General features: G+C 67.8%; 22 protein-coding genes and 1 pseudogene. 15 read left to right on the top strand and 8 right to left on the bottom strand.

The annotated features are described in order from the left end of the window. Positions 1-12 precede the first annotated feature (12 nt). From ATO4_RS07115 to ATO4_RS07090, 7 genes and pseudogenes are all read left to right on the top strand, one after another. Positions 13-528, top strand: a complete 516-nt coding sequence (locus ATO4_RS07115) for a cytochrome b/b6 domain-containing protein (protein WP_083590743.1) — start codon at positions 13-15, stop codon at positions 526-528. A gap of 267 nt (positions 529-795) precedes the next feature. After that, on the top strand, positions 796-1,317 hold the full coding sequence (locus ATO4_RS07110) for a gluconokinase (RefSeq protein ID WP_245308609.1): 522 nt from the start codon (positions 796-798) through the stop codon (positions 1,315-1,317). A 73-nt stretch (positions 1,318-1,390) separates the two neighbouring features. Beyond that, positions 1,391-2,779: a gluconate:H+ symporter gene (locus ATO4_RS07105; protein ID WP_210191035.1), complete on the top strand. Its 1,389-nt coding sequence runs from the start codon at positions 1,391-1,393 to the stop codon at positions 2,777-2,779. A gap of 291 nt (positions 2,780-3,070) precedes the next feature. After that, a complete protein-coding gene (gene rho / locus ATO4_RS07100) occupies positions 3,071-4,330 on the top strand; it encodes a transcription termination factor Rho (protein WP_083590742.1) in 1,260 nt (419 codons plus the stop codon). 262 nt (positions 4,331-4,592) lie between these two features. Continuing rightward, a pseudogene (gene rhuM / locus ATO4_RS28780) lies at positions 4,593-4,976 on the top strand (RhuM family protein); the annotation flags it as partial. After that, positions 4,888-5,496 (top strand): RhuM family protein, encoded by a 609-nt coding sequence (gene rhuM / locus ATO4_RS07095; RefSeq protein ID WP_348626454.1) that lies wholly within the window; start codon positions 4,888-4,890, stop codon positions 5,494-5,496. The pseudogene rhuM (ATO4_RS28780) and the gene rhuM (ATO4_RS07095), both read left to right, overlap by 89 nt. Before the next feature lie 95 nt (positions 5,497-5,591). Continuing rightward, positions 5,592-6,092, top strand: coding sequence for a YbaK/EbsC family protein (locus tag ATO4_RS07090; RefSeq protein ID WP_139802302.1), 501 nt, complete (start codon positions 5,592-5,594; stop codon positions 6,090-6,092). A gap of 148 nt (positions 6,093-6,240) precedes the next feature. Here ATO4_RS07090 and ATO4_RS07085 read toward each other — a convergent pair whose 3' ends face one another. The 7 genes from ATO4_RS07085 to ATO4_RS07060 all read right to left on the bottom strand — a co-directional run bounded on the left by ATO4_RS07085 (position 6,241) and on the right by ATO4_RS07060 (position 13,673). After that, entirely contained in the window at positions 6,241-6,939 is a 699-nt protein-coding gene (locus tag ATO4_RS07085) for a hypothetical protein (RefSeq protein ID WP_139802301.1), read from the bottom strand. 138 nt (positions 6,940-7,077) lie between these two features. Next, positions 7,078-7,245, bottom strand: a complete 168-nt coding sequence (locus ATO4_RS27645; protein WP_176222890.1) for a hypothetical protein — start codon at positions 7,243-7,245, stop codon at positions 7,078-7,080. 27 nt (positions 7,246-7,272) lie between these two features. Then, on the bottom strand, positions 7,273-8,097 hold the full coding sequence (locus ATO4_RS07080) for an ABC transporter permease (RefSeq protein ID WP_083590739.1): 825 nt from the start codon (positions 8,095-8,097) through the stop codon (positions 7,273-7,275). Between the two features lie 3 nt (positions 8,098-8,100). Beyond that, positions 8,101-9,072, bottom strand: coding sequence for an ABC transporter permease (locus ATO4_RS07075; protein WP_083590738.1), 972 nt, complete (start codon positions 9,070-9,072; stop codon positions 8,101-8,103). Then, the gene (locus tag ATO4_RS07070) at positions 9,069-10,142 is read right to left on the bottom strand and encodes an ABC transporter ATP-binding protein (RefSeq protein ID WP_083590737.1); all 1,074 of its coding nucleotides are present in this window, start codon (positions 10,140-10,142) and stop codon (positions 9,069-9,071) included. The genes ATO4_RS07075 and ATO4_RS07070 overlap by 4 nt, the downstream gene beginning before the upstream one ends. Before the next feature lie 75 nt (positions 10,143-10,217). After that, on the bottom strand, positions 10,218-11,492 hold the full coding sequence (locus tag ATO4_RS07065; protein ID WP_139802300.1) for a PotD/PotF family extracellular solute-binding protein: 1,275 nt from the start codon (positions 11,490-11,492) through the stop codon (positions 10,218-10,220). Positions 11,493-11,699: 207 nt separating this feature from the next. Next, the gene (locus ATO4_RS07060; RefSeq protein WP_083590735.1) at positions 11,700-13,673 is read right to left on the bottom strand and encodes a primary-amine oxidase; all 1,974 of its coding nucleotides are present in this window, start codon (positions 13,671-13,673) and stop codon (positions 11,700-11,702) included. 295 nt (positions 13,674-13,968) lie between these two features. Here ATO4_RS07060 and ATO4_RS07055 point away from each other — a divergent pair, with 295 nt between their 5' ends. Beyond that, the gene (locus ATO4_RS07055) at positions 13,969-15,036 is read left to right on the top strand and encodes an AraC family transcriptional regulator (protein ID WP_176222889.1); all 1,068 of its coding nucleotides are present in this window, start codon (positions 13,969-13,971) and stop codon (positions 15,034-15,036) included. A 95-nt stretch (positions 15,037-15,131) separates the two neighbouring features. Here ATO4_RS07055 and ATO4_RS27640 read toward each other — a convergent pair whose 3' ends face one another. Then, complete coding sequence (locus ATO4_RS27640) at positions 15,132-15,269, bottom strand: hypothetical protein (RefSeq protein ID WP_176222888.1); 138 nt, start codon at positions 15,267-15,269, stop codon at positions 15,132-15,134. Between the two features lie 774 nt (positions 15,270-16,043). On the opposite strand from ATO4_RS27640, the gene oxc reads away from it, so the two are divergent. The 7 genes from oxc to ATO4_RS07020 form a co-directional block, all read left to right on the top strand. After that, the gene (gene oxc / locus ATO4_RS07050; protein WP_083590733.1) at positions 16,044-17,804 is read left to right on the top strand and encodes an oxalyl-CoA decarboxylase; all 1,761 of its coding nucleotides are present in this window, start codon (positions 16,044-16,046) and stop codon (positions 17,802-17,804) included. A 106-nt stretch (positions 17,805-17,910) separates the two neighbouring features. Beyond that, positions 17,911-19,185: a formyl-CoA transferase gene (gene frc / locus ATO4_RS07045; protein ID WP_083590732.1), complete on the top strand. Its 1,275-nt coding sequence runs from the start codon at positions 17,911-17,913 to the stop codon at positions 19,183-19,185. Positions 19,186-19,476: 291 nt separating this feature from the next. Beyond that, the gene (locus ATO4_RS07040; RefSeq protein WP_083590731.1) at positions 19,477-20,697 is read left to right on the top strand and encodes an ATP-grasp domain-containing protein; all 1,221 of its coding nucleotides are present in this window, start codon (positions 19,477-19,479) and stop codon (positions 20,695-20,697) included. A 57-nt stretch (positions 20,698-20,754) separates the two neighbouring features. Beyond that, positions 20,755-21,660 carry a succinate--CoA ligase subunit alpha gene (locus ATO4_RS07035; RefSeq protein WP_083590730.1) on the top strand — a complete coding sequence of 302 codons (906 nt, stop codon included), beginning with the start codon at positions 20,755-20,757 and terminating at the stop codon, positions 21,658-21,660. Positions 21,661-21,840: 180 nt separating this feature from the next. Next, positions 21,841-23,136, top strand: coding sequence for an oxalate/formate MFS antiporter (gene oxlT / locus ATO4_RS07030; protein WP_083590729.1), 1,296 nt, complete (start codon positions 21,841-21,843; stop codon positions 23,134-23,136). Between the two features lie 411 nt (positions 23,137-23,547). After that, positions 23,548-25,686, top strand: a complete 2,139-nt coding sequence (locus ATO4_RS07025; protein ID WP_083590728.1) for an acetate--CoA ligase family protein — start codon at positions 23,548-23,550, stop codon at positions 25,684-25,686. 88 nt (positions 25,687-25,774) lie between these two features. Further along, positions 25,775-26,074: ATP-grasp domain-containing protein (locus ATO4_RS07020; protein WP_348626450.1), on the top strand; the 300-nt coding region annotated here is incomplete at its 3' end.

Genomic DNA, 26,074 nt, shown 5'->3' with positions numbered 1-26,074 from the left:
CCGGAGACCGCCATGTCCGCGACCGCCCGCCCTGCCGCCTGGAGCAGGCTGAACGTCTTCCTCCACTGGGCGATCGTCGTCCTGATCGTCTGCCAGTGGATCCAGGGGGAATTCATGGCCGATTTCTGGGACGCGACGCTGGAGGGCGAGGCACCCGGCCAGCTCGCCACCCTGCTCGGCTACAGCCACATCGTCATCGGAACGCTCGTCCTCGTCGCGGCGGCCATGCGGCTCGTCGACCGCTTCACCCACGGCCGCCCGCCCCTTGGCGCCGACGAGCCGCAATGGGCGACGATGCTCGCAAAGGCGACTCATGCCCTGCTCTACGCCATGCTCTTCGCCATGCCGATCCTCGGCCTCGCCGCCTGGTTCACCGGCAATGACGCCATCGCCGGCGCTCACGCCTTCCTCTGGAACCCGCTGCTCGCCGTCGTCGCACTCCACGTCGTCGGGGCGCTCGCCCAGCACGTCTGGTTCCGCTCCCCGACGCTGAAGCGGATGATCCCCGGCATCCGCCATTCCGCCTGAGCGCGAGGCGCGCCTCGCCCCCGGCGCGGCGCGCGGCAGCGCCCGATCCCGCGATCGGCGGGACCGCCTCGCCGCCGGCGCCCCGCGCGGGCAGGAGGCGGGCGCCGCCACCCTTCCTGCACCCGGCGCCTTGCCGGACCCGACGCCGCCCGGGTGCGGCCGCTTCGACATTCCATTTCCCCATGCATTTCCATTCAGCACCATGCCCTTATATTCAGCCGCTGATTCGATCGGCCGAGAGCCGGCGATGAAGGGATGGAGATGCTGATGGGCGAAGGCTCGAAACCGACGGCCCTGGTGATCATGGGACCGTCCGGCGTCGGCAAGTCGACGACGGCGGAACTGATCGCGGCGCGGCTGGGCTGGCCGTTCGCCGAGGCCGACGAATTTCACCCCCAGGCCAATATCGAGAAGATGACGGCCGGGATCGCGCTGAACGACGAGGACCGGGCGCCGTGGCTCGTGGCCATTCGCGACTGGATCACCCGCGAGGCCGACAGCGACGTTTCCACCGTCCTGACCTGCTCGGCCCTGAAGCGCCGCTACCGCGACGTGCTGCGCGAGGCGCATGCCCATGTGCGCTTCGTCGCGCTCGAGGCGGATCCCGATCTGGTCGCCTCCCGGCTCGACCAGCGCAAGGGCCACTACATGCCGAAATCCCTGCTGCAGTCGCAATTCGCCGACTTCCAGCCGCTCGCCGCCGACGAGGACGGCATCACCGTTCCCGTCATCGCGCCGCCCGACGAGGTGGTGCGCACGATCCTCGAGAAGCTCGACCTGAGCGCCTGACGAACCGCCTCGCGCCGCCACCCGGCGACGTCGTTCGACGACATCAATTCCCAGACCGAATGGAGCAAGCCGCGTGCCGGAGGGATTTCAACAGACGCTGGGCGCCGGTTCGCTCCTGGCGATCGCCGCCGGGGCCATCGTGCTCCTCCTCGTCCTCATCATCCAGTTCCGGGTCCACGCCTTCATCGCGCTGGTCCTCGTCAGCCTGGCGACCGCCTTCGTCGCGGGCCTGCCATCCGGCGAGGTGCTCGGCGTCCTGACCAGCGGATTCGGCTCGACGCTGGCGAGCGTCGCGCTGCTGGTCGGCTTCGGCGCCATGCTCGGCCGGCTCGTCGAGGTGTCGGGCGGGGCCCAGACCCTCTCCGACGCGCTGATCGCGAAGTTCGGCGAGGACCGCGCCCCCCTCGCCCTCGGCATCGCCTCGCTGGTCTTCGGCTTTCCGATCTTCTTCGACGCCGGCCTCGTGGTCATGCTGCCGATCGTCTTCTCGGTGGCGCGCCGGCTCGGCGGCGGCATCCTGCGCTATGCCCTGCCGGTCGCCGGCGCCTTCTCCTGCATGCACGCCTTCGTGCCGCCGCATCCGGGCCCCGTCGCCAGCGCCGAGCTGCTCGGCGCCGACATCGGCATCCTGACCATCGTCGGGCTGATCGTGACGATCCCGACCTGGTTCGTCGCCTCCTATCTCTACGGCCTGTGGGCCGGGAAGAAGTTCGTCCTGCCGGTGCCGGACTTCCTCTCCGGCGGCGAACGCGAGGAGGACATGGCCGAGCCGCCGCAGCCCTCCACCGTCATCCTGCTCCTGCTGCTGCCGCTCGCCATCATCTTCGTCAACACCGGTCTCGACGCCGCCCGCGCCGCCGGGATGGTCGATGGCGAGGCCGGCTGGTTCCAGTTCCTGCGCGCCATCTGCGCGACGCCGATCGCGCTCCTCATCGCCGTGCTCGTCGCCAGCTACGTCCTCGGCACCCGCCGCGGCCTCGACAAGCTGCGGGTTGAGAGCCTGCTCAACTCGGCGCTCGGGCCGGTCTGCGCCATCATCCTGATCACCGGGGCCGGCGGCATGTTCGGCGGCGTCCTCCGGGCCACCGGGATCGGCGACGCGCTGGCCTCGACGCTCGAAGGGGTGGGGCTGCCGCTGATCGTCTCCGGCTTCCTCATCGCCCTGGCGCTGCGCGTGGCCCAGGGTTCGGCCACCGTCGCGCTCATCACCGCGGCCGGCCTCATCCAGCCGGCGATCGCCGCCCAGGGGATCACCGGTTTTCCCCTCGCCGCCATCGTCGTGGCGCTCGCCTCCGGCTCGCTGGCCCTCAGCCACGTCAACGATTCCGGCTTCTGGCTGGTCGGGCGCTTCATGGACATGGACGTCAAGACGACGCTGAAGACCTGGACGGTGATGGAGACGTTGATCGGCGTCGTCGGCTTCGCCATCGCCTGCCTGCTCTACGTCGCCTTCGGCGGCTAAGGTCTTTCCCGCCTCGCCGCCCCTGCCCGGTCCGGCGGCAGAGACGGCGAGAGGATTGCGCCGGGTTTCGGGGCGGCAAGACTTGCCGCCTCGCACCCTCTTGCGCCGTCGCCGCTGTGCAGCTATATCTCGGGGAAAGCTACCGCCTTCCCAAGGCCGAGGATCGGTTTTTCGCCGACATCCCTCATTCGCCGGATTTCATTTTTCGGCTGCAGCGTTTCCCTTTCCCACCCGATCTGCCCCGTCCGATCCGACGCATCGGACAGACAGCCAAAGAGCATCAGCCCCCGAATGAAACTTCAGGACCTGAAGAACAAGAGCGCACCCGAACTCATCGCATTCGCCGAGGAGAACGGTGTCGAGAACGCCTCCGTCCTGCGCAAGCAGGAGCTTCTGTTCGCCATTTTGAAACAGTTGGCTTCCCAGGAAGTCGAGATCATCGGCGAGGGCGTCGTCGAGATCCTGCAGGACGGCTTCGCCTTCCTGCGTTCGCCGGAAGCCAACTACCTGCCCGGCCCGGACGACATCTACGTCTCGCCCTCGCAGATCCGCAAATTCCAGCTGAAGACCGGCGACACCGTCGAGGGCCCGATCCGCAGCCCGAAGGAAGGCGAGCGTTACTTCGCCCTCCTGAAGGTCAACACGATCAACTTCGACGATCCCGAGAAGATCCGCTACAAGAGCCACTTCGACAATCTGACGCCGCTCTATCCCGACGAGCGCTTCAAGATGGAGCTCGAGGATCCCGGCACCAAGAAGGATCTCTCGGCCCGCGTCATCGACCTCGTCGCGCCGCTCGGCAAGGGCCAGCGCGCCCTGATCGTCGCCCCGCCGCGCACCGGCAAGACGGTGCTGCTGCAGAACATCGCCCATTCGATCACCGCCAACCATCCCGAGTGCTATCTCATCGTGCTGCTCATCGACGAGCGGCCGGAGGAAGTCACCGACATGCAGCGCTCGGTGCGCGGCGAGGTCGTCTCCTCGACCTTCGACGAGCCGGCGACCCGCCACGTCGCGGTCGCCGAAATGGTCATCGAGAAGGCCAAGCGCCTGGTCGAGCACGGCCGCGACGTGGTCATCCTGCTCGATTCCATCACCCGCCTCGGCCGGGCCTACAACACCACCGTCCCCTCCTCGGGCAAGGTGCTGACCGGCGGCGTCGACGCCAACGCCCTGCAGCGGCCGAAGCGCTTCTTCGGCGCAGCCCGCAACATCGAGGAAGGCGGCTCGCTCACCATCATCGCGACGGCCCTCATCGACACCGGCTCGCGCATGGACGAGGTGATCTTCGAGGAGTTCAAGGGCACCGGCAATTCGGAAATCGTGCTCGACCGCAAGGTCGCCGACAAGCGCATCTATCCGGCCATGGACATCCTCAAGTCCGGCACGCGCAAGGAGGACCTCCTCGTCCCGCGCCAGGAGCTGCAGAAGATCTTCGTCCTGCGCCGCATCCTCTCGCCCATGGGCACGACCGACGCCATCGAGTTCCTCAACGACAAGCTCAAGCAGACCAAGACCAACGGCGACTTCTTCGATTCGATGAATACGTAAGGGCCGACGGGAGGCGGCCTGGCCCGGGAGGGCCGGGCGCGCCTTGGCGTCGAGGGGCCGACCGCCGGTCGAATTCGATGGCGCCTCCGCGAATGTTGCCATGATGTTCTTGCGGCAACATGACCCTAGGGTAGCATGAGCGACGAAGCCGGGGGCACGGTCCGTCTCGTCGAGGACGCAAGCGACCGGCGACCGCTTCCTCTTCTACGGCACCGGCGGCGGGCTGAAGCTCGACATCCGCTATGCGGGCGAGACCCTCTGGATGACCCAGGCGCAGATCGCCGAGCTTTTCGGCCGCGACGTGTCGGTCGTTTCCCGGCCTATCGCCAATGTCGTCGAAGAAGGCGAACTCGAAGAAGAGGGCAATTTGCAAGAAGTGCAAATTGCTTCGGCGACACGCCCGGTCACCCTCGACAGCCTCGACATGATCATTTCCGTCGGCTACCGGGTCTCGTCGGCGAAGGCCACGGTGTTTCGTCGCTGGGCCACGGCGATCCTGGTCCAGTTCGCGAAGAAGGGCTTCGTCGTCGATACCCCGCGCCTCAAGCAGCGCGAGAATGCCGACCGCGTCGCCGAACTGCGCGAGATCATCCGGGATCTGCGCTCGGACGAAGCCAATCTCTACCGCGAACTGCGCGCCATCTGCGCTCTCTGCCAGGATGACGGCACGACGAAGACCGCGACGGAGTTCTTCCAGCGGACCCAGGCGACTGGTCTATGCCGTCACGTCGCGAACGCCTTCCGAGATCGTCGCGGATCGCGCCGACGGCAACGCCGAGACCATGGGCCTGACCACCTGGCCGAACGACACCATCCGCAAACAGGACGTCGTCGTTTCGAAGACCTATCTGGCGCGACCGGAGATCCGCGAACTCAACCGGCTGACCACCATCCTCCTCGACATCTTCGAAGACCAGCTGGAGATGGGCCGGCTCGTCGTGATGGAGGACGCATCGACCCTGCTCGACCGGCAGTTGCGCGATCTCGGACGTGCCGTCCTCTCGACGGGCGGGCGGGTGAGCGCCGCCGAGGCGAAGCGCCTTGCAGAGGCCGAATATGCGACATTCGCCGAACGGCGAAAGCGCGAGCGGCACCGAAGCGCCGATGAAGAGATCGCCGAACTGACCCGCCTGGCGAGAGATTTGCCGCGCAAGCCGCGCAAGTGATCCTCCGATCCGCCCTTGCGAGCTTGTCTGGGGCAGCTGACCGCCCTACCCATGCAGTCCTCCGGCTCAGCGCGTTTTTTCAAGGAGACATGGCGATGTCGACGAGCGAACCCCATTCGGGCGAACCCCATCCCCCCGCCGTCCAGCGCGTCGCCGACGCCGCGGCAGCCAAGGGCCTGAAGATCAAGATCGTCAGAACGGAAAAATCCGCCCGCTCGGCCGAAGAGGCGGCGGCGGCCGTCGGCGCCGAGGTCGGCCAGATCGTCAAGTCGCTGGTGTTTCGCGGCAGGGACAGCGGCATGCCGCATCTGCTTCTCGTTTCCGGGGCCAACCGGGTCGAGGAGACGACCATGACGGGCGCCCTCGGCGAGGCGCTGGAGCGGCCGGATGCGGCCTATGTGCGAGAGGTCACCGGCTTTGCCATCGGCGGCGTCGCGCCGCTCGGCGCGACGTCCGACATCGCCGTCTATATGGACGAGGACCTGTTCCGCTACGCCACCGTCTGGGCGGCGGCCGGCTCGCCGAACCACGTCTTCGAGGTCGTCCCCCTGCAGCTGCGATCGGCCACCGGCGCAAGGCTCGGGCCGGTGAAGTAGCCGCCGGCCTGGCGGGAGAAGGCGGCGCTCCTCCACCGGAAGGGCGCCTAGCGCATGATACCGAAAAGTGGGAACCGGTTTTCGGAAAGGATCATGCGACGACAGGAGGATGGAGCGGGATGTCGATCGAGGCTGATTTCATCCCGCTCTAGCGCTTCCAGCGCGGCAGGTGGCGCTTCCAGCGCTCGCCGATGTTGCCCTCGCGCGCCCGGCGGCGGCTCGCACGCAGCGCCCGCACGGCCGGCCCGGCCAGTTCAACCGGCCCGGATTCACCCGGACCGGCCGCTTCGTCCGGCGCCGCCGGCGCGTCGTCTTCCGCCGGGCGGGCAGCGACCGCGCGCGGCCGGCGGGCGGGCACGACGGCATCGTCCTGCGTCCGCGCGTCGTCGTCATCAGCAGCCACAGGCACGTGCCTCGCGGCCTCGCCGGGCTGTTCCGCAGCCCGTTCAGGCTCTTCCGCGGTCCGTTCGGGCTGGTCTGCGGATGGCTCCGGCCGAACCTTCGGAGGCCGGCCGCGCCTGCGCGGCACGACTTCGGCTTCGGCTTCGGCTTCGGCTTCGGGCGGCGGCGTGCGGGCGGGGGTGGTGTCTTCGAGGATGCGCGGTGTCGCCGTCGCCGGTGCCTCGGCCGAAACGGCCCGGGTCAGTCTGGCTTCCGCGTCCTTGAAGGGCGTATCCATCGTCGTGCGGACATCTGCGGGCAGGTCGGAAAAGGGCGAGGGATCGCGCGAGCGCTTGTTGCGCTTGATCTCGACGGCGAAAGGCCGGGTCTGCTTTCTCATGATCTGTCTGGATGACCTCGAATGGAGATGACGCGGCACCGATGCGCTCGCGAGCCAAGCCGGCATGCGGCGCCGGCACGCGCCATGTCCATGGGCTCGATCGTTCGCTCGGGCTCGTCGATGGAAGCGATGCTCGCGCTCTTTCTAGCGGGAATATATCGCTTCAGCCAGCCCCATCGCCGCAAGGTCCCCAGTTTCGGCAGATCAGCCGCGACAGAGATCCAGGAATGCCGCGTGAGCGGGGCCGTGGACGCAGAGGATGTCGCACAGGAGATGCGTCTGCATGGCGAGCAGCGCCAGGAGGCCGAGGCCGCCGAGGACGGCGGGCAGGACCAGCGAGCCGGTACTGGCGGGAGCGATCGTGTCGGTCATGGAAGGTCCTTTCAAATTCAGGTGAGATCAGGCGGCCTGCTGCCGCGCAGCCTTGCGGGCGAGGATCGCCTTGACGAGGGCGGCGATGGAAAAGCCGCCGACGAGGACCGCGGCACCCGCGAGGATCGACAGGGTCCCGACCGCCGGAACCATCGGCGTATAGCCGCCGATCATCTTGGCGTGCAGCCATTCGGGGATCGTGACGTCGGCGCCGCTGGTATAATAGGCGAAGGGAAAGTTGCTCCAGGACAGGAGCAGCGCGAACAGGAAGCCGGAAAAGATCCCCGGCCAGAGCAGCGGCAGGGTGATGTCGCGCATCGCCTGCCACCTTGTCGCGCCGAGATCGCGCGCCGCGTCCTCGAAGGCCGGCTCGTAGCCGAACACCTGGATCGCGACGACGAGGGTGGCGATCGGCGCGATCCAGACCAGTTGTCCGAACACCGTCGAATGCCAGGACATCTCGACGCCGATCGTGTTCAGCCACAGCTGCACCGCCAGGCCCAGCACCGCCTGGGGAAAGAAGATCGGCAACAGGACGAGGTACTGGAAGCCCTTGCGGCCCTTCCAGTCGTAGCGGGCGAAGGCGAGCGCGCCAAAGAAGGCGAGGACCACCGAGATCAGCGCCACCATCACGGCGACGGTCAGCGAGGTGATCGCCGCCTGCTCGATCTGCTGGGAGGCGAGCGTGTCCTCGTACCACTTCCAGGAATAGCGGCTGACGGGGAAGATGAAGAAGCGCGACCGCGACAGGGACGCCAGCGCCGTCACCAGCATCGGCAGGTAGAGGGCGATCGAGACGACGGCGAAGAACAGCCAGAGCAGGCGCCGCGTCAGGGGATGCAGGTCGGCCATGGCTCAGCGCCTCGTGAACATGCGGTCGATGTCGACCCGCCGCATCACCACGACGACGGCCGCGGCGGCGATCAGGATGAGCAGCACCGAGAGCGCCGAGCCGCGCGGCCAGTTCTGGCCGAAGGTGAAGGCACTGTCGATGTCCTGGACGACGGGGATGACGACGCCCTTGCCGAGGAACTTCGCCTCCGACACCGCGCCGAGGGCGAGGACGAAGCAGAGCAGCGTGCCGATCAGGATGCCCGGCGAGGCCAGCGGCAGCTCGATGTCGCGGAAGATCTGGAACCGCGTCGCGCCGAGGTCGCTCGCCGCCTCCCGCGCGTCGGGCGCGACGTTGGTGAGGCCGAGGATCAGCGGAAACAGCATGAAGGGCAGATAGACGTAGACGAGGCCGAAGACGACGATCGGCACGTTGCCGACGAGGCTCCCGGTGCCGGCGCCGAACAGGCTTTCGCTGGCCCCGTCGAGGAGGCCCGCCTTGTCGAAGAACAGCGACCAGCCCTGCAGGCGGATGTTCTCGGCGACGAACAGCGGCGCGGCGATCAGGATCGTGTAGATGTCGGCCCGCTTGCCGGCGAGGCGCACCATGGTGACGGCCAGCGGATAGGCGACGAGCAGCAGCAGGATCGTCGCGACCACCGCCATCGCCAGCGACCAGCCGAAGGAGATGTAGAAGTTCTGCTCGACGATGTCGCGGTAGTTCTCCAGCGTCGGCCAGCCGATCGGGCTGAACGAGCCGCGCGGCATGAAGCTGTAGAGGACGACGAGGAGGAGCGGCCCGAAGAAGCCGGCGAGAAGCAGGAGGCACAGCGGCACGGCCGACCACAGGCCCGCCCCGCCGGAAAACCGCTTCAGCCGCGCCGCCAGGAAACCCGGCGCCCGGCGGCTCGCCTCGCCCCGGTGCTCGCCCGCCCGGTATTCGCCCTGATAGGCCGGCGCGCCGACCATCGTCGGTTCGAGGGAGCGGTCGGTCATTGCATCGGCTCCGCGAAGATCCGCGCGTCGGCGGGCTTCCAGCCGATCTCGACATCGGACCCGACGGTCTCGGTGTCATCGGCGGCGCGGATCTTCTCGACGAGATAGAGATCCTCCTCGGCCTTCACCTGATACTGGACCCGCGAGCCCAGCACATATTCGTTGACGATGCGGCCGGCGAGCACCAAGGCCGCCCCCGCCGGGATCTGCCGGCCCATCAGCATGTCCTCCGGCCGCACGACGAGGACGCCGGATTTCAGGTCCGCCGGCGTCGCGTCGGGCACGGTGATGATGGTGCGGCCGCTTTTGAGGTCCACCAGCCTGCCGTCGCCGTCCGGGCGGACGGCGAAGCTGTTCACCTCGCCCATGAATTCGGAGACGAAGTGGCTGTTGGGCGAGCGGTAGATCTCGTGCGGCGTGCCGATCTGGGCGATCCGGCCCTTCTGCATGACGGCGATGCGGTCCGACATCACCATCGCCTCTTCCAGGGAATGGGTGATGTAGACGAAGGTCTTGCCGGTGGCGCGCTGGATATCCTTCAATTCGCGCTCGAGCACCTTGCGCAGCCGGTAGTCGATGGCCGACAGCGGCTCGTCGAAGAACAGGATCTCCGGGTCGAAGGCCAGCGCCCGGGCGATCGCGACGCGCTGGCGCTCGCCGCCCGAGCACTGGGTGACCGGCTTGTCGTAGTAGCTCTCGGGCAGATGGGCGATGCCGAGGAAGTGCATCGCCCGCCGGCGCCGCTCGGGCTTCGGCACGCCCTTGCACTTCATCGAATATTCGACATTCGCGCCGACGCTCATATGCGGGAAGAGCGCCAGCGACTGGAACACCATGCAGGTCGGCCGGAGATTGGCCGGCACGTCGTTGATCACCTTGCCGCGCAGGAGGATCTCGCCGTTGGTCGGCTTGTCCATGCCGACCAGCATGCGGATCATCGTCGTCTTGCCCGAGCCGGAGGGGCCGACGATGGTGAAGAACTCGCCCTCCTCGATGGACAGCGAGACACGATCGACGGCGACGAAGTCGTCGAAGAACTTGTCGACCTTGCGAAGCTCTAGAAGGGCCATGGGCGTTCACCGGCTCGGGACGGATATGGGGACCACCGGGACCTGTGCCCCGGCAGTGCTTCTCGGCGAGGCGGCTCAGCCGCGCGAGCGCTTCGCCTCGGTGTAGAGGTCGTGCATCGCCGCATAGTCGGGGTTGATGTCGAAATCGATGCAGCGGTCGAGCAGCGTCTGCAGCCAGACGCCGTTCTCGCCCCACTGGAACGCGTCGAGCTCGTCCTCGCTGAACTGGGAAAGGACGTCGGGCGAGCCCATCTGGACGATCGGGTTGAGCGTGCCCGGCGCCTTGGCGGCGACGCGGTAGGCGGCCTCCGGCGTGTGGCAGTAGACGAGGAAGGCTTCGGCCAGCGGCGTCGGAGCCGGGTTCTTCACCAGCGAGGTCACCTCGATCCAGGTGATGCCGGACTTGCCCTTGGGGCTTGCCGCCGTCTTGGTCTCCTCGATGCCGTCCTCGGGCATGACGCTCTCGATCTGCGTCTCGCCCTCGTAGCGGGCGGCCGAGACCGAATAGACGCTGCCGGGGATGACGGCGACGATGTCGCCGGTGATCATGTCGCGGGCGAGCGCCGCCTGGTCGTCGGAGACCTTCTTGGCATTGGCGAAGAGCTTGAAGATCAGCTCCCGGTAGCTCTCCATCTCCGCTTCGGTGTGCTTGCGGAAGGGCGAGAAGCCGGCGGCCATGCAGGTGTGCATGATCACCCAGTTCTCGTAGTCGAGGATGCCGTACTGCCCCTTGGCGCCCTCGATGATCTCCATGTAGCCGCCCTTCTCGACGGTCTCGCGGGAGATCTTGTCGGTGTTGACGCCGATGCCCGAGGGGCCGAAGCGCTGGATCATGCCCAGGAGCTCGTTGCCGCCCTGGTCCATCGCCCAGAGATAGGGCCACTGGAAGCTCGGCGTGTTCATGGCGTAGAGCGGCTTGAACTTCTCCTTGTCGAGCGGCGTGATCAGCCCCTCGGGATAGAGTTCCTTGCGTTGCCAGGCATTGTTGAGATTGATGACGTCCCAGGTCGAGGTGCCGCCCGAGCGCAGGTTGTTCACCGCCGCCGGGTCGGAGATCAGCATCTGCGGGTTCACCTTCGCGCCGACCTCGGACGCGAAGGGATCGAGGACGGGCTCTTCGGTATAGCCCTCCCAGGCGTGGATGTTGAGCTCCTTGCGGAAGTCGCCCATGGCGGCGAGGTCGCTCTTGGTCTTCTCCCACAGCTCCATCGCATAGGCCGAGCCCTCGGAGGCGTAGGCCGAGCGGCCGCCGATCATCGGCATGGCCAGCGCCGCCGCACCGGCCGCGGAGGTCTTGAGCAGCGATCTGCGGGTGATCGACCCGCGCATTCCGACAAGCGACTTTGGCATGCAGTGATCCTCTCTCGGTACGTTGGCGGCTCGGTACGGTCGGCGGTCGTCTCGCGGTGGCGGTTTTCGACGATGGGTCGGAGGCTGCCCGGCATCCGTCCGGCTGAGGCCCGGTCGATGGGGGCGGGTCGATGGGGCCGGGTCGATAGGGGCCCGGTCGACGAGCCCCTCTCGCGCCCCGCAGCGGACCGGATCAGGCGGGATGCCTCATTCCGCCGCCGCCGCGTGGCAGCAGGCGTTGACGTGGCTGCTCTTCTTGTTGATGTCCGGCGGCAGGTCCATGTTCGGATTGCCGTCGAAGAAGCCCGTCGGCATCAGCGTGAATCCCGTCGTCACGCAGGGCTGGACGGGAAAGTCCTCGACCCGCGGCTGGTGATGCAGCCCGAAGACGTGCCAGGCGACGAGGTCCTCGCCGGCGACCGGCCGTCCCTTGGCGGCATAGGCGGCGACGCCGTCGGAGCCGTCCGAGTGGTTGACGTGGTCGCCGGCCGGGTAGCGCTCCTCGGCCGCAAAAGCGGTCACCCAGAGATGCTGGTCGGTGAAGCTGGCGCGCATCCCCGAGGGCGAGCCCGGCTGGTAGAAGTTGCGCACCGCGTGAACGGGATGGAGCTTGTAGGCGGTGGGCCTGCCGACGGCGTTCTTGCGGCTCGCGCTGACGAATTTCCAGTAGCGTTCGGTGTCGGCGTTGCGCGAGCGCCCGCATTCGGTTTCGAGCGTCGTCTCCTCGATCCAGAAGGCGTTGCCATAGGGGTTTTCCGGCCCCATCGGCGCCGTGAGCGTGTTGCATTCGACGACGCAATTGTCCTTGCCGTCGATCGCCATGTCGAGCCTGGCGCAGAACAGGTGCTGGTGGATCTGGCCGGAGACGCCCGGCGCCACCTCGACACCGTACTTGCCCGGGCTTCCCGGCTCGCAGGCGACGGTGTTGATGATGCCGGTCGCCTTGATCTCGTGCTCGATCGTGCCGTCGAGATGGAAGTACCAGTAGAAGCCGTATTCGTAGTTGCCGACGGTGGCGATCGAGGAGATCACCAGGCGCCGGGCCCGCCGGACCTCGGTCTTCTCGGTGCGGAAGTCCCAGTGCTTCCAGGCGATGCCGTCGTCTTCCTCGTGGATGCAGATGGCGTTCTCGATGGTGATCGTCTCGCCGGTCCGGTTGGCATAGACCGCGTCGAGATAGGCGATGGCGCCGAGGCAGTCGCAGCCGAGCTTCAGCGAGTTCGCCAGCTTGCCGATGCCGTATTCGCCGATGTCGAAGACGTTCTTGCGGAAATGCGCCTTCTCGGTCGAACCGTAGGGCACCACCATCTCGGCGATCGAGGCGCGGTAGATCACCGGCCGCCCGGCGACCTTGATGTCGTGCAGCGTCAGGCCCTCCCGCGAGGAGAAGCCGATCACCATGGACCAGTCGGCCCAGGTGATGTGATGGCCGTCGAGGACGAAGCTCACGCCCTCCTTCTGCTCGATGTCGATGGGCTTCAGGTCGTCGCGGAACTCGCCCTGAAACTGCGCGGCATAGTTCACTTCCTTCCACGGCACCGGCGCGCCGCCGTGATCGTCGACCCGCAGCACCGTCATCGTCTTGATGTCGACGACGGCGTTGAGCCCCTCGAGCGGGTGGGCGTAGAGATTGTCGTCCTCGCGGGTGCGCACCCAGGCAAAGGTGTGGGAGAGGTGGAGGCCTTCCTCGCCCTCGACGCCGAAGTTGCCGGCCGACCAGGGGTCGACGCAGACCATGGACATGTCGGTGATGCCGCGCTTGGCGCAGGCTTCCACGAAGCGCGGATCGAGCTTGACGCAGGCCTCGACCTCCAGGAACTCCTCCGGCTGGATCATCGGCCGGGCGGTCTCGTGGAAGGTCTTCGTCAAGAGCGTCTCTTCCGCCAGGCTGACGGTGCAGCGCCAGACGCCGAGCCCCCGCCGCGGATAGACGTTGACCCGCGCCTCCCGCAGGATCGGGTCGCCGGGCTGGAACGCCCAGACGGCGTCCTTCGAAGGCTCGTTCAGTTCCACCAGCTCGAACAGCGTATCGGCGCCGAGACCGAGGGCCTCGCCGGCGATCTTCATGGCGAGATGCATCTCCTCTCCGGTGAGCGGCTGCAGCGGATGGGTGACGCCGGCGGAGACGAACGGCGTCGCCTGGCCGGTTGCGGGTTCGAACTTCGCCTCGCTCACATTCATCGCCGGATCCTTCGCTCTCTGACGGCCCTGGCTGCAGTCGCAGCCTTCCGTTCCTCGGTGGAGACGAGCTTAGTCAGGCGCCCCGCCGCCCGCTTGGCCGATTGCGCCAGCTTCTTGGCAGTTTGCGCCCGGTGCCGGACCCTGTGCGGGTCGCGGGCGGCGTGACGAAGGGAGCGGGACGATGCAGGCAAGTGGCCCCGTTCTTGCTTTGCCGGAAACCATCCCCGTCAACGCTTTCCAAGCCAGAGCGGAGTTCGTCCTCATGCCAGAGCAAGCGCATTGCCAAGAAAAGGGCGTGACTGGTCCGGCGCAGCGCATCGGCCAGCGTCCCTCCGACCTCACCGATCCGGAGATCCTCCTCACCGCCGCCAAGGGGATCGACGAGACCACGCGGCGCATGGGCGGCGATCCCGAAAGGCTGCTCCACAAGTACCGGGCGCTCGCCCACCGGCCCCAGAGCGGCACCAACGCGATGCCGCTGCGCGACTACACGCAGCTTCTCGAGGAAGCCGCGGAACTGACCGGAAACGAGCATTTCGGGCTGGAATTCGGCGAGACCTTCCTGATGACCGACCTCGGCCCGATCGGCTATCTGCTCATCCACGCCCGCACGGTCCGGGAGGGGCTGCAGCTCTTCGCCGATCATTTCGAGGATCTGCAGGAACGCTCCGCCATCACGCTGGAGGTCGATGGCGACCTCGCCCGGATCGTCTACCGGATCGACGATCCGCGCGTGCGGCACCGACGGCAGGACGCCGAATTCACCCTCGGCATGCTGAATGCCGCGTTCCGCCGGCTGTTCGGCACGCGCTGGCGAGCGATGCGGGTGGACTTCACCCATCTGCCGCTCACCCGGCACCATCATCATGCCCAATATTTCGACACTGCCGTCGAATTCGGCAAGCGGGAATCGGCCCTGTTCTTCGACCGCGCCCTGCTCGACCTCGCCATGCCGTCGCCCGACCCGCTGCTGATCGAGCATCTGGAGAGCTACTTCGCGAAGCTGCGAGCGAGCCGCCACCATGAGCCGTCGCTGGCGGAGGTGGTGGCGCGGCAGGTCGGCGCCGAGGTCGGCCGCGGCCGCACGCCCCGCCTCGCCGACGTCGCGCTGGAGCTGGGGATCAGCGAACGGGCGTTGAACCGCGGCCTGGCGGCGGAGGAGACGAGCTTTCGCCGCATCCTCCTGCATATGCGGATCGAGGCGGCGAGCCGGCTGCTGCGCGACACGGCGATGCCGCTGACGGAGATCGCCTTCGAGGTCGGCTACAGCGACGCCACGGCATTCTCGCGGGCGTTCCGCCAGAAGAACAAGCTCGCCCCGCAGATCTGGCGCAAACAGGTCCTGCATCCCGCAGAAATGTGAAACGCCCTGTCGTCCATCGGGACGCAGGGCGTTTCGAGATCCGGTCCGGACGGCTCATCGGTGAGCCCGATCCGGAGTTGACGCGGTCGCGCGGCTCAGAGGCCGAACGGCACGTAGCTGCGGGTCTTCGCCTCGTTCACGGCACGCTTGTCGAGAAAGGCCATCACGGCGGCGAAGAGGCCGCGGGGCTCGGCGTTGCGGGTGCCGGAAAGGCTCGCGTGGGTCGTCGGCATGGGCTGGCTCCGGTGGTTCGATCTGATCCGCGGACTGTCCGTCGGCTGGCCTTGTATCTGGCATGCCAGAGAATGACGGGCAACGCGCCCCGCTGCATGGCTGACCCGAGCATCATGCATGCCTGGCACGGCTCGGCCCTCGTGAGCGGCGCCCATGCGCCGGCAGGAGGCGGCGCCGGATCGCAGCTGCACACGGCGCCGCGTCGGCCTCCCGCAGTTCGCCCGTTCTGCTTCCGAAGCCCCTGACCATCTGCAATCGACGACACTTCCCGCGCCTCTTCTGCGTCCAGATCCAACGGAAAACGAGGCTGCGGCATTGTCTTCGCGTGCGGCGCTGCACAATCGAAAGTTCCGCTCCCGATGACGTTTCGATGAATTCCAACTTGACGGTTGGTATCTGGCATGCCAGCAATAACGTCATTGGAGCAATGAGGCGGAGGTCACTGACTCACTGCATCATTCACCGGCTGGACGGTCTTCGTCCGCCGGGACGGCACTGAGTTGCTGTCACACGCCAAGCATTACTGCACTTCGACTGGGTCTGGCCGCCGCATGGCCAGGCAAGCCGCGCGGCCGCTCGCCGTCCGCACGAGGCTTCACGTCCTCCGCCGCCCCCGGGACGGCGCGGACGAACGGGAAAGCCGTGCCCACGGCCGGCGTCCCGGCAGGCGCCCGGTCGGCGCATGGGGACAGGCGATCGCGGCCCTCGGCCGGGGATTGCGGACAATCGGCAGGCCGGCCAACGGCCGCGACCATTCGGGAGGACAAGAGACAATGTCGGCACTGGCTGAGGTCATCGAGACCGAAGACGCACCGGACACGGCACCCGCGCAGACCGATGGCTTCCATCTGATCATCGACGCGCTGAAGCTGAACGGCCTGACCACCATCTATGGCGTTCCCGGCATCCCGATCACCGATCTCGGCCGGCTGGCCCAGGCGGAGGGCCTGCGCGTCATCTCGTTCCGCCACGAGCAGCATGCCGGCAACGCCGCCGCCATCGCCGGCTTCCTAACCAAAAAGCCCGGCATCTGCCTGACGGTCTCGGCGCCGGGCTTCCTCAACGGCCTGACGGCGCTCGCCAACGCCACCACCAACTGCTTCCCGATGATCCTGATCAGCGGCTCGTCCGAGCGCGAGATCGTCGACCTGCAGCAGGGCGACTACGAGGAGATGGACCAGCTCGCCATCGCCAGGCCGCTCTGCAAGGCGGCCTTCCGGGTGCTCCATGCCGAGGACATCGGCATCGCGGTTGCAAGGGCCATCCGCGCCGCGCTGTCGGGGCGGCCCGGCGGCGTCTATCTCGACGTTCCGGCCAAGCTCCTCTCCCAGGTCGTCGATGCCGAGCTCGGCGCCCGTTCGCTGGTGAAGGTCATCGATCCGGCTCCGGCGCAGATTCCCGGCCCGGACGCGGTGAAGCGGGCCATCGACGTCCTGAAAGGCGCCGAGCGGCCGCTGATCATCCTCGGCAAGGGCGCCGCCTACGCCCAGGCAGACGACGACATCCGCGCCCTGATCGAGGCGAGCGGCATCCCCTATCTGCCGATGAGCATGGCCAAGGGGCTTTTGCCCGACACCCATCCGCAATGTGCGAGCGCCGCCCGCTCGCTGGTGCTGAAGGACGCCGACGTCGTCGTCCTCGTCGGCGCGCGGCTCAACTGGCTGCTCTCCCACGGCAAGGGCAAGAGCTGGGGCCCGCCCGGCTCCAAGCGGTTCATCCAGATCGACATCGAGCCGAAGGAGATGGACAGCAACGTCGAGATCGCGGCGCCGCTGGTCGGCGACATCGGCTCCTGCGTCGCCGCGCTCCTCGACAGGATCTCGTCCGGCTGGCAGGCCCCGCCCGTTGCCTGGATCGAGACGATCGAGGCCAAGAAGCAGGACAATCTTTCGAAGATGGCCGGCCGGCTCGGCAGGAACTCGAGCCCGATGGACTTCCACGGAGCGCTCTCCGCGCTCAGGCAGATCGTCAAGGATCGCCCCGACGCCATCCTCGTCAACGAGGGCGCCAACACCCTCGACCTCGCCCGCGGCATCATCGACATGTACCAGCCGCGCAAGCGTCTCGACGTCGGCACCTGGGGCATCATGGGCATCGGCATGGGCTTTGCCATCGCCGCCGCCATCGAGACCGGCAAGCCGGTGCTGGCGGTCGAGGGCGACAGCGCCTTCGGGTTCTCGGGCATGGAGATCGAGACGATCTGCCGCTACCGGCTGCCGGTCTGCGTCGTCGTCTTCAACAACAACGGCATCTACCGCGGCACCGACGTCAATCCGTCCGGCGGCGACGACGCCGCGACCACGGTCTTCGTCGAGAACGCCCGCTACGACAGGATGATGGAGGCCTTCGGCGGCGTCGGCGTCAACGCCACCACCCCCGACGAGCTCGCCCGCGCCGTCGCCGAGGCGATGGATTCGGGGCGGCCGACCCTCGTCAACGCGGTGATCGACCCCGCCGCCGGCACCGAGAGCGGCAACATCGGCAAGCTCAACCCGCAGAGCGCCGTCGGCAGGAAGCCGAAGGCCGTCGGCTGAGCGCGGCCGAGGCGTGCCGGCCCCTCAAAGGCCGGCGCGCGGACTGACGAGATCCGCGGCAGGACCGATCGCGCGTCCGCCGCCAACGACAATCGTGGAGGAAAACATGCAAGCTCTCGAGGGCGTCAGGATCCTGGACTTCACCCATGTCCAGTCCGGGCCGACATGCACCCAGCTTCTCGCCTGGTTCGGCGCCGACGTGATCAAGGTCGAGCGGCCCGGCACCGGCGACGCCACCCGCGGCCAGCTGCAGGACGTCGCCGGGGCGGACAGCCTCTATTTCACCATGCTGAACCACAACAAGCGCTCGATCACCCTCGACACCAAGACCCGCGAGGGCCGCGAGATCCTTGAGGGCCTGATCAGGGTCTGCGACGTCCTGGTGGAGAACTTCGCCCCCGGCGCGCTCGACCGCATGGGCTTTTCCTGGGAGCGCATCAACGCGCTCAACCCGGCGATGATCGTCGCCTCGATCAAGGGCTTCGGCCCCGGCCCCTATGCCGACTGCAAGGTCTATGAGAACGTCGCCCAGTGCACCGGCGGCGCCGCCTCGACCACCGGCTTTCGCGACGGCCTGCCGCTGGTCACCGGCGCCCAGATCGGCGATTCCGGCTCCGGCCTGCATCTCTGCCTCGGCATCGTCACCGCGCTCTACCACCGCACGAAGACCGGCGCCGGCCAGAAGGTCTCGGTCGCCATGCAGGACGCCGTCCTCAATCTCTGCCGCGTCAAGCTGCGCGACCAGCAGCGGCTCCAGTCGGGGCCGCTCACCGAATACAGCCAGCATGGCGAGGGCGTCGCATTCGGCGACGCGGTGCCCCGGGCCGGCAACGATTCCGGCGGCGGCCAGCCCGGCCGCATCCTGAAGTGCAAGGGCTGGGAGAGCGACCCCAACGCCTACATCTACTTCATCGCCCAGGCCCCCGTCTGGGAAGCGATCTGCGACGTCATCGGCGAGCCTGGCTGGAAGACCCATCCCGACTACGCCAAGCCCAAGGCCCGGCTGGTGCGCCTCAACCAGATCTTCGAGCGCATCGAGGCCTGGACGATGCAGTACACCAAGTTCGAGGCGATGGAGATCCTCAACAAGGTCAACGTCCCCTGCGGCCCGATCCTGTCGATGAAGGAGATCGCCGAGGACCGGTCGCTGCAGGCCACCGGCACCCTCGTCGAGGTCGAGCACCCGGAGCGCGGCACCTACATGACCGTCGGCAACCCGATCAAGCTGTCGGCGAGCCCCGCCGAGGTGAAGCGGTCGCCGCTGCTCGGCGAGCATAACGAGGAAATCCTGCGCGACGTCCTCGCCTATGACGCGGCGAAGATCGAGGCCGTGGCCGCCTCCGGCGCCATGGGCGCGCCGCGGCAGATGGCCGCCGAATAGCATCGGCCTCCGGGGCGGGCGAAGGTCTCGCCCCGGCGTCCGAACCGCGGCCGCCAAGGGCAGTGCTTGCGGCCGATCCCACCACACCCGACCATGACCGCCGGCCAAGCTGGCGCGAAATAAAGTCAGCCCGCGTTACGGCAGCCGATAGGCAGCGGCTTCGGCGACTGGCATCATAAATCCCAAAAGGGCGGCATTCCGGCGGATGGAGCCGGCGCCCGGGGGGACTTCGGCAAGCGACGTGAGACGAGACGATTGATGTTCTGACACCGCTCTTGGGAGGGAGTCGTCATGAAACTTCATGAATTCCAGTCGAAATCATGCCTGACGCGATACGGCATCGCCGTGCCGCCCGGCCGGGTCGCGGATAGCCCCGAGGCGGCGCGCGCGGTGGCGGCGACCCTCGGCGGATCCCGCTTCGCGGTGAAGGCGCAGATCCCCGCCGGCGGCCGCGCCGCGGCGGGGGGCATCCTGATCGTCGACGGGCCGGACGCGGTCGAGGCGGCGAGCCGCGCCCTCCTCGGGCGCCGCCTTGTCTCCGACCAGACCGGCCCCGAGGGTTCTCTCGTCCGGCAGGTCCTCGTCGAAACCGCCGTGAACGGTCCCGCGAGCTTCTATCTCGGCGCCATGATCGAGACCTCGAGCGCCGGCATCGTCATTCTTGGCGCCAAGGGCGGCGAGGATGACATCGAGGCGAAGGTCCGCGCCGGCCGCACCACGATCGAGCGCCTGGCGGTCGGCCCCAATGGCGCAATCGACGCGGCCGAGGCCCGCGCCTTCGCCGCCCGGCTGGCGGTCGCGGAGGACCATCTCGCCGGCTTTCGCGCCGTCCTCGCCGGTCTCGCCGACGCGCTGATCGGCCTCGACGCGGTGCTGGTCGAGATCAATCCGCTGGTCCTCAGCGACGCCGGCGGCTTCGTCGCCCTCGACGCCAAGATCGTCCTCGACGACAACGCCGGCTTCCGCCACCCGGACCGGCCTCAGGAGGATCCCGTCGACCGGCCGGGCGATCTCGAGGCGAGCGCCCAGCGCCACCGCATCAACTACGTCCGGATGGAGGGCGACATCGGCCTCGTCGCCAACGGCGCCGGGCTCGGCATGGCGACGGTCGATCTGGTGCGAGCGGCGGGCGGCCGGCCGGCGAACTTCATGGACATCCGCACCACCGCCACCAGCCTCGACGTCGCCCACGGCATCGCGCTGCTTCTGGAAAACCCGGCAGTGAAGGTGATCCTCGTCAACGTCCATGGCGGCGGGATGCAGTCCTGCGACACCGTCGGCGACGGGCTCGGCATCGCCATGCGCCGCACCGGCCGCAAATGCCCGGTGGTGGTGCGGTTTGCCGGCAACAACGCCGATTTCGCCCGCGCCCGCCTCGCCAATTTCGGCTGCAAGATCGTCGACTGCGCCGACATGTGGACGGCGGCGGCCACCGCCGCCCGGCTGGCGCGCCCGGCCGAGACGCCGAAGGCGATGCCGCTGTTCGAGCGCCGGGAGGCGGCGGTCCGATGACCGCGCGCCGACGCACCGCGCCCGGCGTCCCCAATCGCAATGGGAGGAGATGAGACGATGGCCATTCTCGCAAGCGGCCGCAGCCGCGTCCTCGTCCAGGGCATGACCGGCTGGGCCGGCCGGCACTATTCGTCCTCGATGCTCGACTACGGCACCAGGATCGTCGCCGGCGTCACCCCCGGCAAGGCCGGCACGCGGTTTCTCGATCTGCCGATCCACGGGGACGTCGCTTCGGCGATGCGCGAGCACCGGGCCGACGTCAGCATCGTCTTCGTGCCCCCGGACAATGCCGGTGCCGCGATGATCGAGGCAATCGAGGCGGAGGTGCCGGTGATCGTCGCGGTCACCGAGCGGGTGCCGCTCCACGACATGGTGAAGGTGCGCGCGGCGCTCTCAGGGTCGCGCTCGATCCTCGTCGGGCCGAACTCGCAAGGCATCCTGTCGCCCGGCCAGTGCAAGATCGGCGTCATGGCGACGGCCAGCGCCCGGCCCGGCCGCGTCGGCGTCATCTCCCGCTCGGCCTCGCTGACCAGCGAGGTGATCGCCCAGATCACCGCGGCGGGCCTCGGCCAGTCGACCACCGTCGGCATCGGCGGCGACCCGATCTGCGGCCTGTCGATGCGCGACTGCCTCGCTTTGTTCCTGAAGGACGAGGAGACCGACGGCGTCGTCCTCATCGGCGAGATCGGCGGCAGCCAGGAGGAGGAGCTGGCGGAGTTCGTCGCCGCGGCCCGGCCGACGATCCCGATCGTCGCGACGGTGGTCGGCCGGCACGCCCCGCCCCGCCAGCGGATGGGCCATGCCGGCGCCTTCGCCGAGGGAACGAGCGACGCGGCTGGCAAGATCCGCGCCCTCGAGCGCGCCGGCATCGTCGCCGCGCCCTCGCCCCATCTGATCGGCGAGACGATCCGCGCCGCCCTGCGGCAGGCCGCGGACGCAACGCGGGAAAGGAGCGTCGCATAGGCAAAGGCTGCCGGCGGCTCCGGCCCGCCCGGCGGCAGGACGAGACAGAGGGCGGAGCCCGATCCCGACGCATCGCCGCAAGAGCGATGCCGGACCCCGCGCACTACCAGAAAAGATCTTCTGTTTTCACAACAAACAAGACAACGCCAGACAACGCATTGTCTATAATGGGAGGAAGGCATGGTAGCTACAGTATATGACGAACCGGCCGCAGAGCCGGTCAGCAACGGCTTCCGGTGGACGCAGCTCGCCATCGGCGTCGTCTGCATGGTGATGATCGCCAACCTGCAATATGGCTGGACGTTCTTCGTGCCGGAGATCGTCGAGAAATACGGCTTCACGCGCGAGGCGATCCAGTGGTCCTTCACGCTGTTCGTCCTGTTCGAGACGTGGCTGGTGCCGGTCGAGGGCTGGTTCGTCGACAAATACGGGCCGAAGAACGTCATCATCTTCGGCGGCGTCCTCTGCGGCGTCGGCTGGATCGTCAACTCCCAGGCCGACACGATCTTCCTGTTCTGCGTCGGCCAGGTCATCGCCGGCATCGGTGCGGGCGCGGTCTACGGCACCTGCGTCGGCAATGCGCTGAAATGGTTTCCCGATCGCCGCGGTCTCGCCTCCGGCATCACCGCCGCCGGCTTCGGCGCCGGCTCGGCCCTGACGGTCTGGCCGATCCAGGCCACGATCGCCAATTACGGCTTCGAAAGCGCCTTCTTCAGCTTCGGCCTCGGCCAGGGCATTGTCGTCGTCGTGCTCGCCTTCTTCATGCTGGCGCCGCGCAAGGGCCAGGTGCCCGAGCCGACCAGCAAGGGGCCGATCATCCAGTCCCGCCGGCAATATCTGCCGTCCGAAACCGTCAGGCACCCGATCTTCTGGCTGATGTATGCCATGTTCGTCATGGTCGGCGCCGGCGGTCTCGTCGTCACGGCCAATCTCGCCCCCATGGCCAAGGATCTCGGCGTCGCCGACATCCCGCTGTGGCTCGGCATCCCCGCGCTCACCCTCGCGGCGACCATCGACCGCGTCCTCAACGGCATCACCCGGCCGATCTGCGGCTGGATCTCCGACAAGATCGGGCGCGAGAACACCATGTTCATCGCCTTCACCATCGAGGCGGTGGGAATCTACTTCCTCTATCTCTACGCCCACGATCCGGTGCTGTTCGTCATCCTGAGCGGCATGGTGTTCTTCGCCTGGGGCGAGATCTACAGCCTGTTCCCCTCGACCTGCACCGACACCTTCGGGTCGAAGTTCGCGGCGACCAATGCCGGCCTGCTCTACACCGCCAAGGGAACCGCCGCGCTGCTCGTCCCCTTCGGCACGGCGCTGGCCGCCAACGGCAACTGGGGGCCGGTGTTCATCATCGGCGTCGTTCTCAACGCGCTCGCGGCCTTCCTCGCCATCGCGGTGCTGAAGCCGATGCGGGTGGGCCTGATCCGCAAGGCGACGCAGGATCCGACCCTGCAGCCGGCCGAATGAGCCACGGCCGGCGGCGCCCCTGACGCGCCGCCGGCCCCGCCTGCCCCGCCTGACTTTGCGCCGGCGGCTCGGGATTCTCTCTCCGGCGAGTTCACCAGGAACATCGCCGGAGAAACCGGAAGGACCTCCACGGCGGATGAGGCCGTGCCGAGGCCGGAGGGAGTGACGGGCGCCCCGGCGCCGCAGGATCTCCGCAAGGCCGCAGGCAAGCCCCACTGTCATCGCGATCGACGGGATGCCTCCCGATGGGAGGCGTCGAAGGACCGACCTGTCCGCCGATCTGCGTTCAACTCTGGCATTACAAATGCCAATGAGCGCCAAACTGGGCCGGCCTCGTCCGACCGCGGCCCGCCGCATCCAACCCGCAACCCGCCGCGCCCCGGCGCCGCCGGGCCTAGCGCCAACCCTCGAATGGAGACCATCATGCTCGACAGAACCGCCATCCGCAGCCTGTTCGACAAGGCCCGCTCGGAAGGCCGCGACGCCCTCACGGCGCCGGAAGGCAAGATCCTCTGCGACGCCTATGGCATCAATGTCCCGAAGGAGGGGATCGCCGCCTCGGCCGACGAGGCCGCCTCGCTCGCCGCGTCGATGGGCTTTCCGGTGGTGATGAAGATCGTCTCGCCGGACATCCTCCACAAGACCGAGGCCGGCGGCGTCGTCGTCGGCGTCAGGTCGCAGGAGGAGGCGCGCGCCAGCTACGACAAGATCCTCGCCAATGCGAAGGCCTACAAGGCCGACGCCCGGATCGACGGCATCCAGGTCCAGCAGATGCTGACCGGCGGCCAGGAGATCATCATCGGCGCGGTCACTGATCCGAGCTTCGGCAAGCTCGTCGCCTTCGGCCTCGGCGGCGTCCTCGTCGAGGTCCTGAAGGACATCACCTTCCGCCTCGCGCCGGCAACCCGCGAAGACGCGCTGTCCATGCTCGACGGCATCCAGGCCGCCGAGATGCTGAAGGGCGTGCGCGGCGGCGACGCCGTCGACCGCGAGGCACTGGCCGACATGATCGTGCGGGTGTCGCAGCTGGTCTCCGACTATCCCGAGATCGTCGAGCTCGACCTCAACCCGGTCTTTGCCACGAAAGACGGCGCCATCGCCGCCGACGTGCGCATCGTCACCTCCTACGACCAGCCCGAGGCGCGCCAGCAACACAGCCGCGAAGAGATCGTCGCCGCCATGAACCGGATCATGCGGCCGAAGGCGGTCGCGGTGATCGGCGCCTCCGCCGAAGCCGGCAAGATCGGCAATTCGGTGATGAAGAACCTGATCGATGGCGGCTACAGGGGCGAGATCTACCCGGTGCATCCCAAGGCGGGCGAGATCCTCGGCTACAAGGCCTACAGGAGCGTCAAGGACATTCCGGGCGAGGTCGACACCGCGGTCTTCGCGATCCCGGCGAAATTCGTCGCCGGGGCGTTGCGCGAATGCGGCGAGAAGAAGATCCCCGGCGCCGTTCTGATCCCGTCGGGCTTTGCCGAGGCCGGCGAGCCCGAACTCCAGGACGAGATCGTCGCCATCGGCCAGGAATACGGCATCCGCCTGATGGGGCCGAACATCTACGGCTTCTACTACACGCCGGAAAACCTCTGCGCGACCTTCTGCACCCCCTTCGACGTCAAGGGCTCGGCGGCGCTGTCGTCCCAGTCCGGCGGCATCGGCATGGCGATCATCGGCTTCTCGCGCTCGGCCAGGATGGGCGTTTCGGCCATCGTCGGCCTCGGCAACAAGTCCGACATCGACGAGGACGATCTCCTGTGCTTCTTCGAGCAGGACGACAACACCAGGATCATCGCCCAGCATCTGGAGGACCTGAAGGACGGCCGCGCCTTCGCCGAGGCCGCGAGGCGCGTGTCGAAGGTCAAGCCCGTCGTCGTCCTGAAGGCCGGTCGCACCTCCGCCGGCGCCAAGGCGGCCTCGTCCCACACCGGCGCGCTCGCCGGCAACGACAAGATCTATGACGACGTCTTCAACCAGTCCGGCGTCATCCGGGCGAAGTCCCTGCGGCAGCTCCTCGATTTTGCCCGCGGCGTGCCGGTCCTGCCGACGCCGAAGGGCGAGAACGTCGTCATCATCACCGGCGCCGGCGGCTCGGGCGTGCTCCTGTCCGACGCCTGCGTCGACAACAAATTGAGCCTGATGGCGATGCCGGAGGATCTCGACGCCGCCTTCCGCACGTTCATCCCGCCCTTCGGCGCAGCCGGCAATCCCGTCGACATCACCGGCGGCGAGCCCCCCGCGACCTACCAGAACACGGTCAAGCTCGGCCTCGAGGACGAGCGCATCCACGCCCTCATCCTCGGCTACTGGCACACCATCGTCACGCCGCCGATGGTCTTCGCGAAGCTGATGGTCGAGGTGAAGGAGGAGATGAAGGCCAAGGGCATCGAGAAGCCGATGGTCGCCTCGCTCGCCGGCGACGTCGAGGTCGAGGCGGCGGCGGAATATCTCTACGCCCACGGCATCCCGGCCTATGCCTATTCGACCGAGCTGCCGGTCGAGGTCCTCGGCGCGAAATATCGCTGGGCGCGCGGCGCGGGGCTGCTCTAGCAGAAACCAGCCGATGCCGACGAGGGGCTTCCGCAGGCGTTGCGGGAGCCCTTTCCTTGCAAAGCCCTTTGACCAGCGGGATCCGCCGATGAACATCCACGAATACCAGGCCAAGCAGCTCCTGGAGAGGTTCGGCGCGCCGATCGCGCCCGGTATCGCCATTGACGACGTCGCCAAGGCCGAGGCTGCGGCCAAGCAACTGCCCGGCCCGCTCTACGTCGTGAAGAGCCAGATCCACGCCGGCGGGCGCGGCAAGGGCAAGTTCAAGGAACTCGGCCCCGATTCCAAGGGCGGCGTCAGGCTGGCGAAGTCCATCGCGGACGTGGTCGCCAACGCAAAGGAAATGCTCGGCAACACCCTCGTCACCAAGCAGACGGGCGAGGCCGGC

This window comes from Aurantimonas sp. 22II-16-19i (genome assembly GCF_002088275.1).
Classification (GTDB): domain Bacteria; phylum Pseudomonadota; class Alphaproteobacteria; order Rhizobiales; family Rhizobiaceae; genus Jiella.
This window is presented reverse-complemented; position numbering and strand designations above follow the sequence as displayed.

Coding starts and splice junctions, on each gene's coding strand:
- ATO4_RS07110 (WP_245308609.1), top strand. CDS start 796: ATGGGCGAAGGCTCGAAACCGACGGCCCTGGTGATCATGGGACCGTCC.
- ATO4_RS07115 (WP_083590743.1), top strand. CDS start 13: ATGTCCGCGACCGCCCGCCCTGCCGCCTGGAGCAGGCTGAACGTCTTC.
- ATO4_RS07080 (WP_083590739.1), bottom strand. CDS start 8,097: ATGGCCGACCTGCATCCCCTGACGCGGCGCCTGCTCTGGCTGTTCTTC.
- oxc (WP_083590733.1), top strand. CDS start 16,044: ATGTCGGCACTGGCTGAGGTCATCGAGACCGAAGACGCACCGGACACG.
- ATO4_RS07060 (WP_083590735.1), bottom strand. CDS start 13,673: ATGAATGTGAGCGAGGCGAAGTTCGAACCCGCAACCGGCCAGGCGACG.
- ATO4_RS07075 (WP_083590738.1), bottom strand. CDS start 9,072: ATGACCGACCGCTCCCTCGAACCGACGATGGTCGGCGCGCCGGCCTAT.
- ATO4_RS07025 (WP_083590728.1), top strand. CDS start 23,548: ATGGAGACCATCATGCTCGACAGAACCGCCATCCGCAGCCTGTTCGAC.
- frc (WP_083590732.1), top strand. CDS start 17,911: ATGCAAGCTCTCGAGGGCGTCAGGATCCTGGACTTCACCCATGTCCAG.
- ATO4_RS27640 (WP_176222888.1), bottom strand. CDS start 15,269: ATGCCGACGACCCACGCGAGCCTTTCCGGCACCCGCAACGCCGAGCCC.
- ATO4_RS07090 (WP_139802302.1), top strand. CDS start 5,592: ATGTCGACGAGCGAACCCCATTCGGGCGAACCCCATCCCCCCGCCGTC.
- rhuM (WP_348626454.1), top strand. CDS start 4,888: ATGCCGACCGCGTCGCCGAACTGCGCGAGATCATCCGGGATCTGCGCT.
- ATO4_RS07035 (WP_083590730.1), top strand. CDS start 20,755: ATGGCCATTCTCGCAAGCGGCCGCAGCCGCGTCCTCGTCCAGGGCATG.
- ATO4_RS07040 (WP_083590731.1), top strand. CDS start 19,477: ATGAAACTTCATGAATTCCAGTCGAAATCATGCCTGACGCGATACGGC.
- rho (WP_083590742.1), top strand. CDS start 3,071: ATGAAACTTCAGGACCTGAAGAACAAGAGCGCACCCGAACTCATCGCA.
- ATO4_RS07085 (WP_139802301.1), bottom strand. CDS start 6,939: ATGCCGGCTTGGCTCGCGAGCGCATCGGTGCCGCGTCATCTCCATTCG.
- oxlT (WP_083590729.1), top strand. CDS start 21,841: ATGGTAGCTACAGTATATGACGAACCGGCCGCAGAGCCGGTCAGCAAC.
- ATO4_RS27645 (WP_176222890.1), bottom strand. CDS start 7,245: ATGACCGACACGATCGCTCCCGCCAGTACCGGCTCGCTGGTCCTGCCC.
- ATO4_RS07070 (WP_083590737.1), bottom strand. CDS start 10,142: ATGGCCCTTCTAGAGCTTCGCAAGGTCGACAAGTTCTTCGACGACTTC.
- ATO4_RS07065 (WP_139802300.1), bottom strand. CDS start 11,492: ATGCCAAAGTCGCTTGTCGGAATGCGCGGGTCGATCACCCGCAGATCG.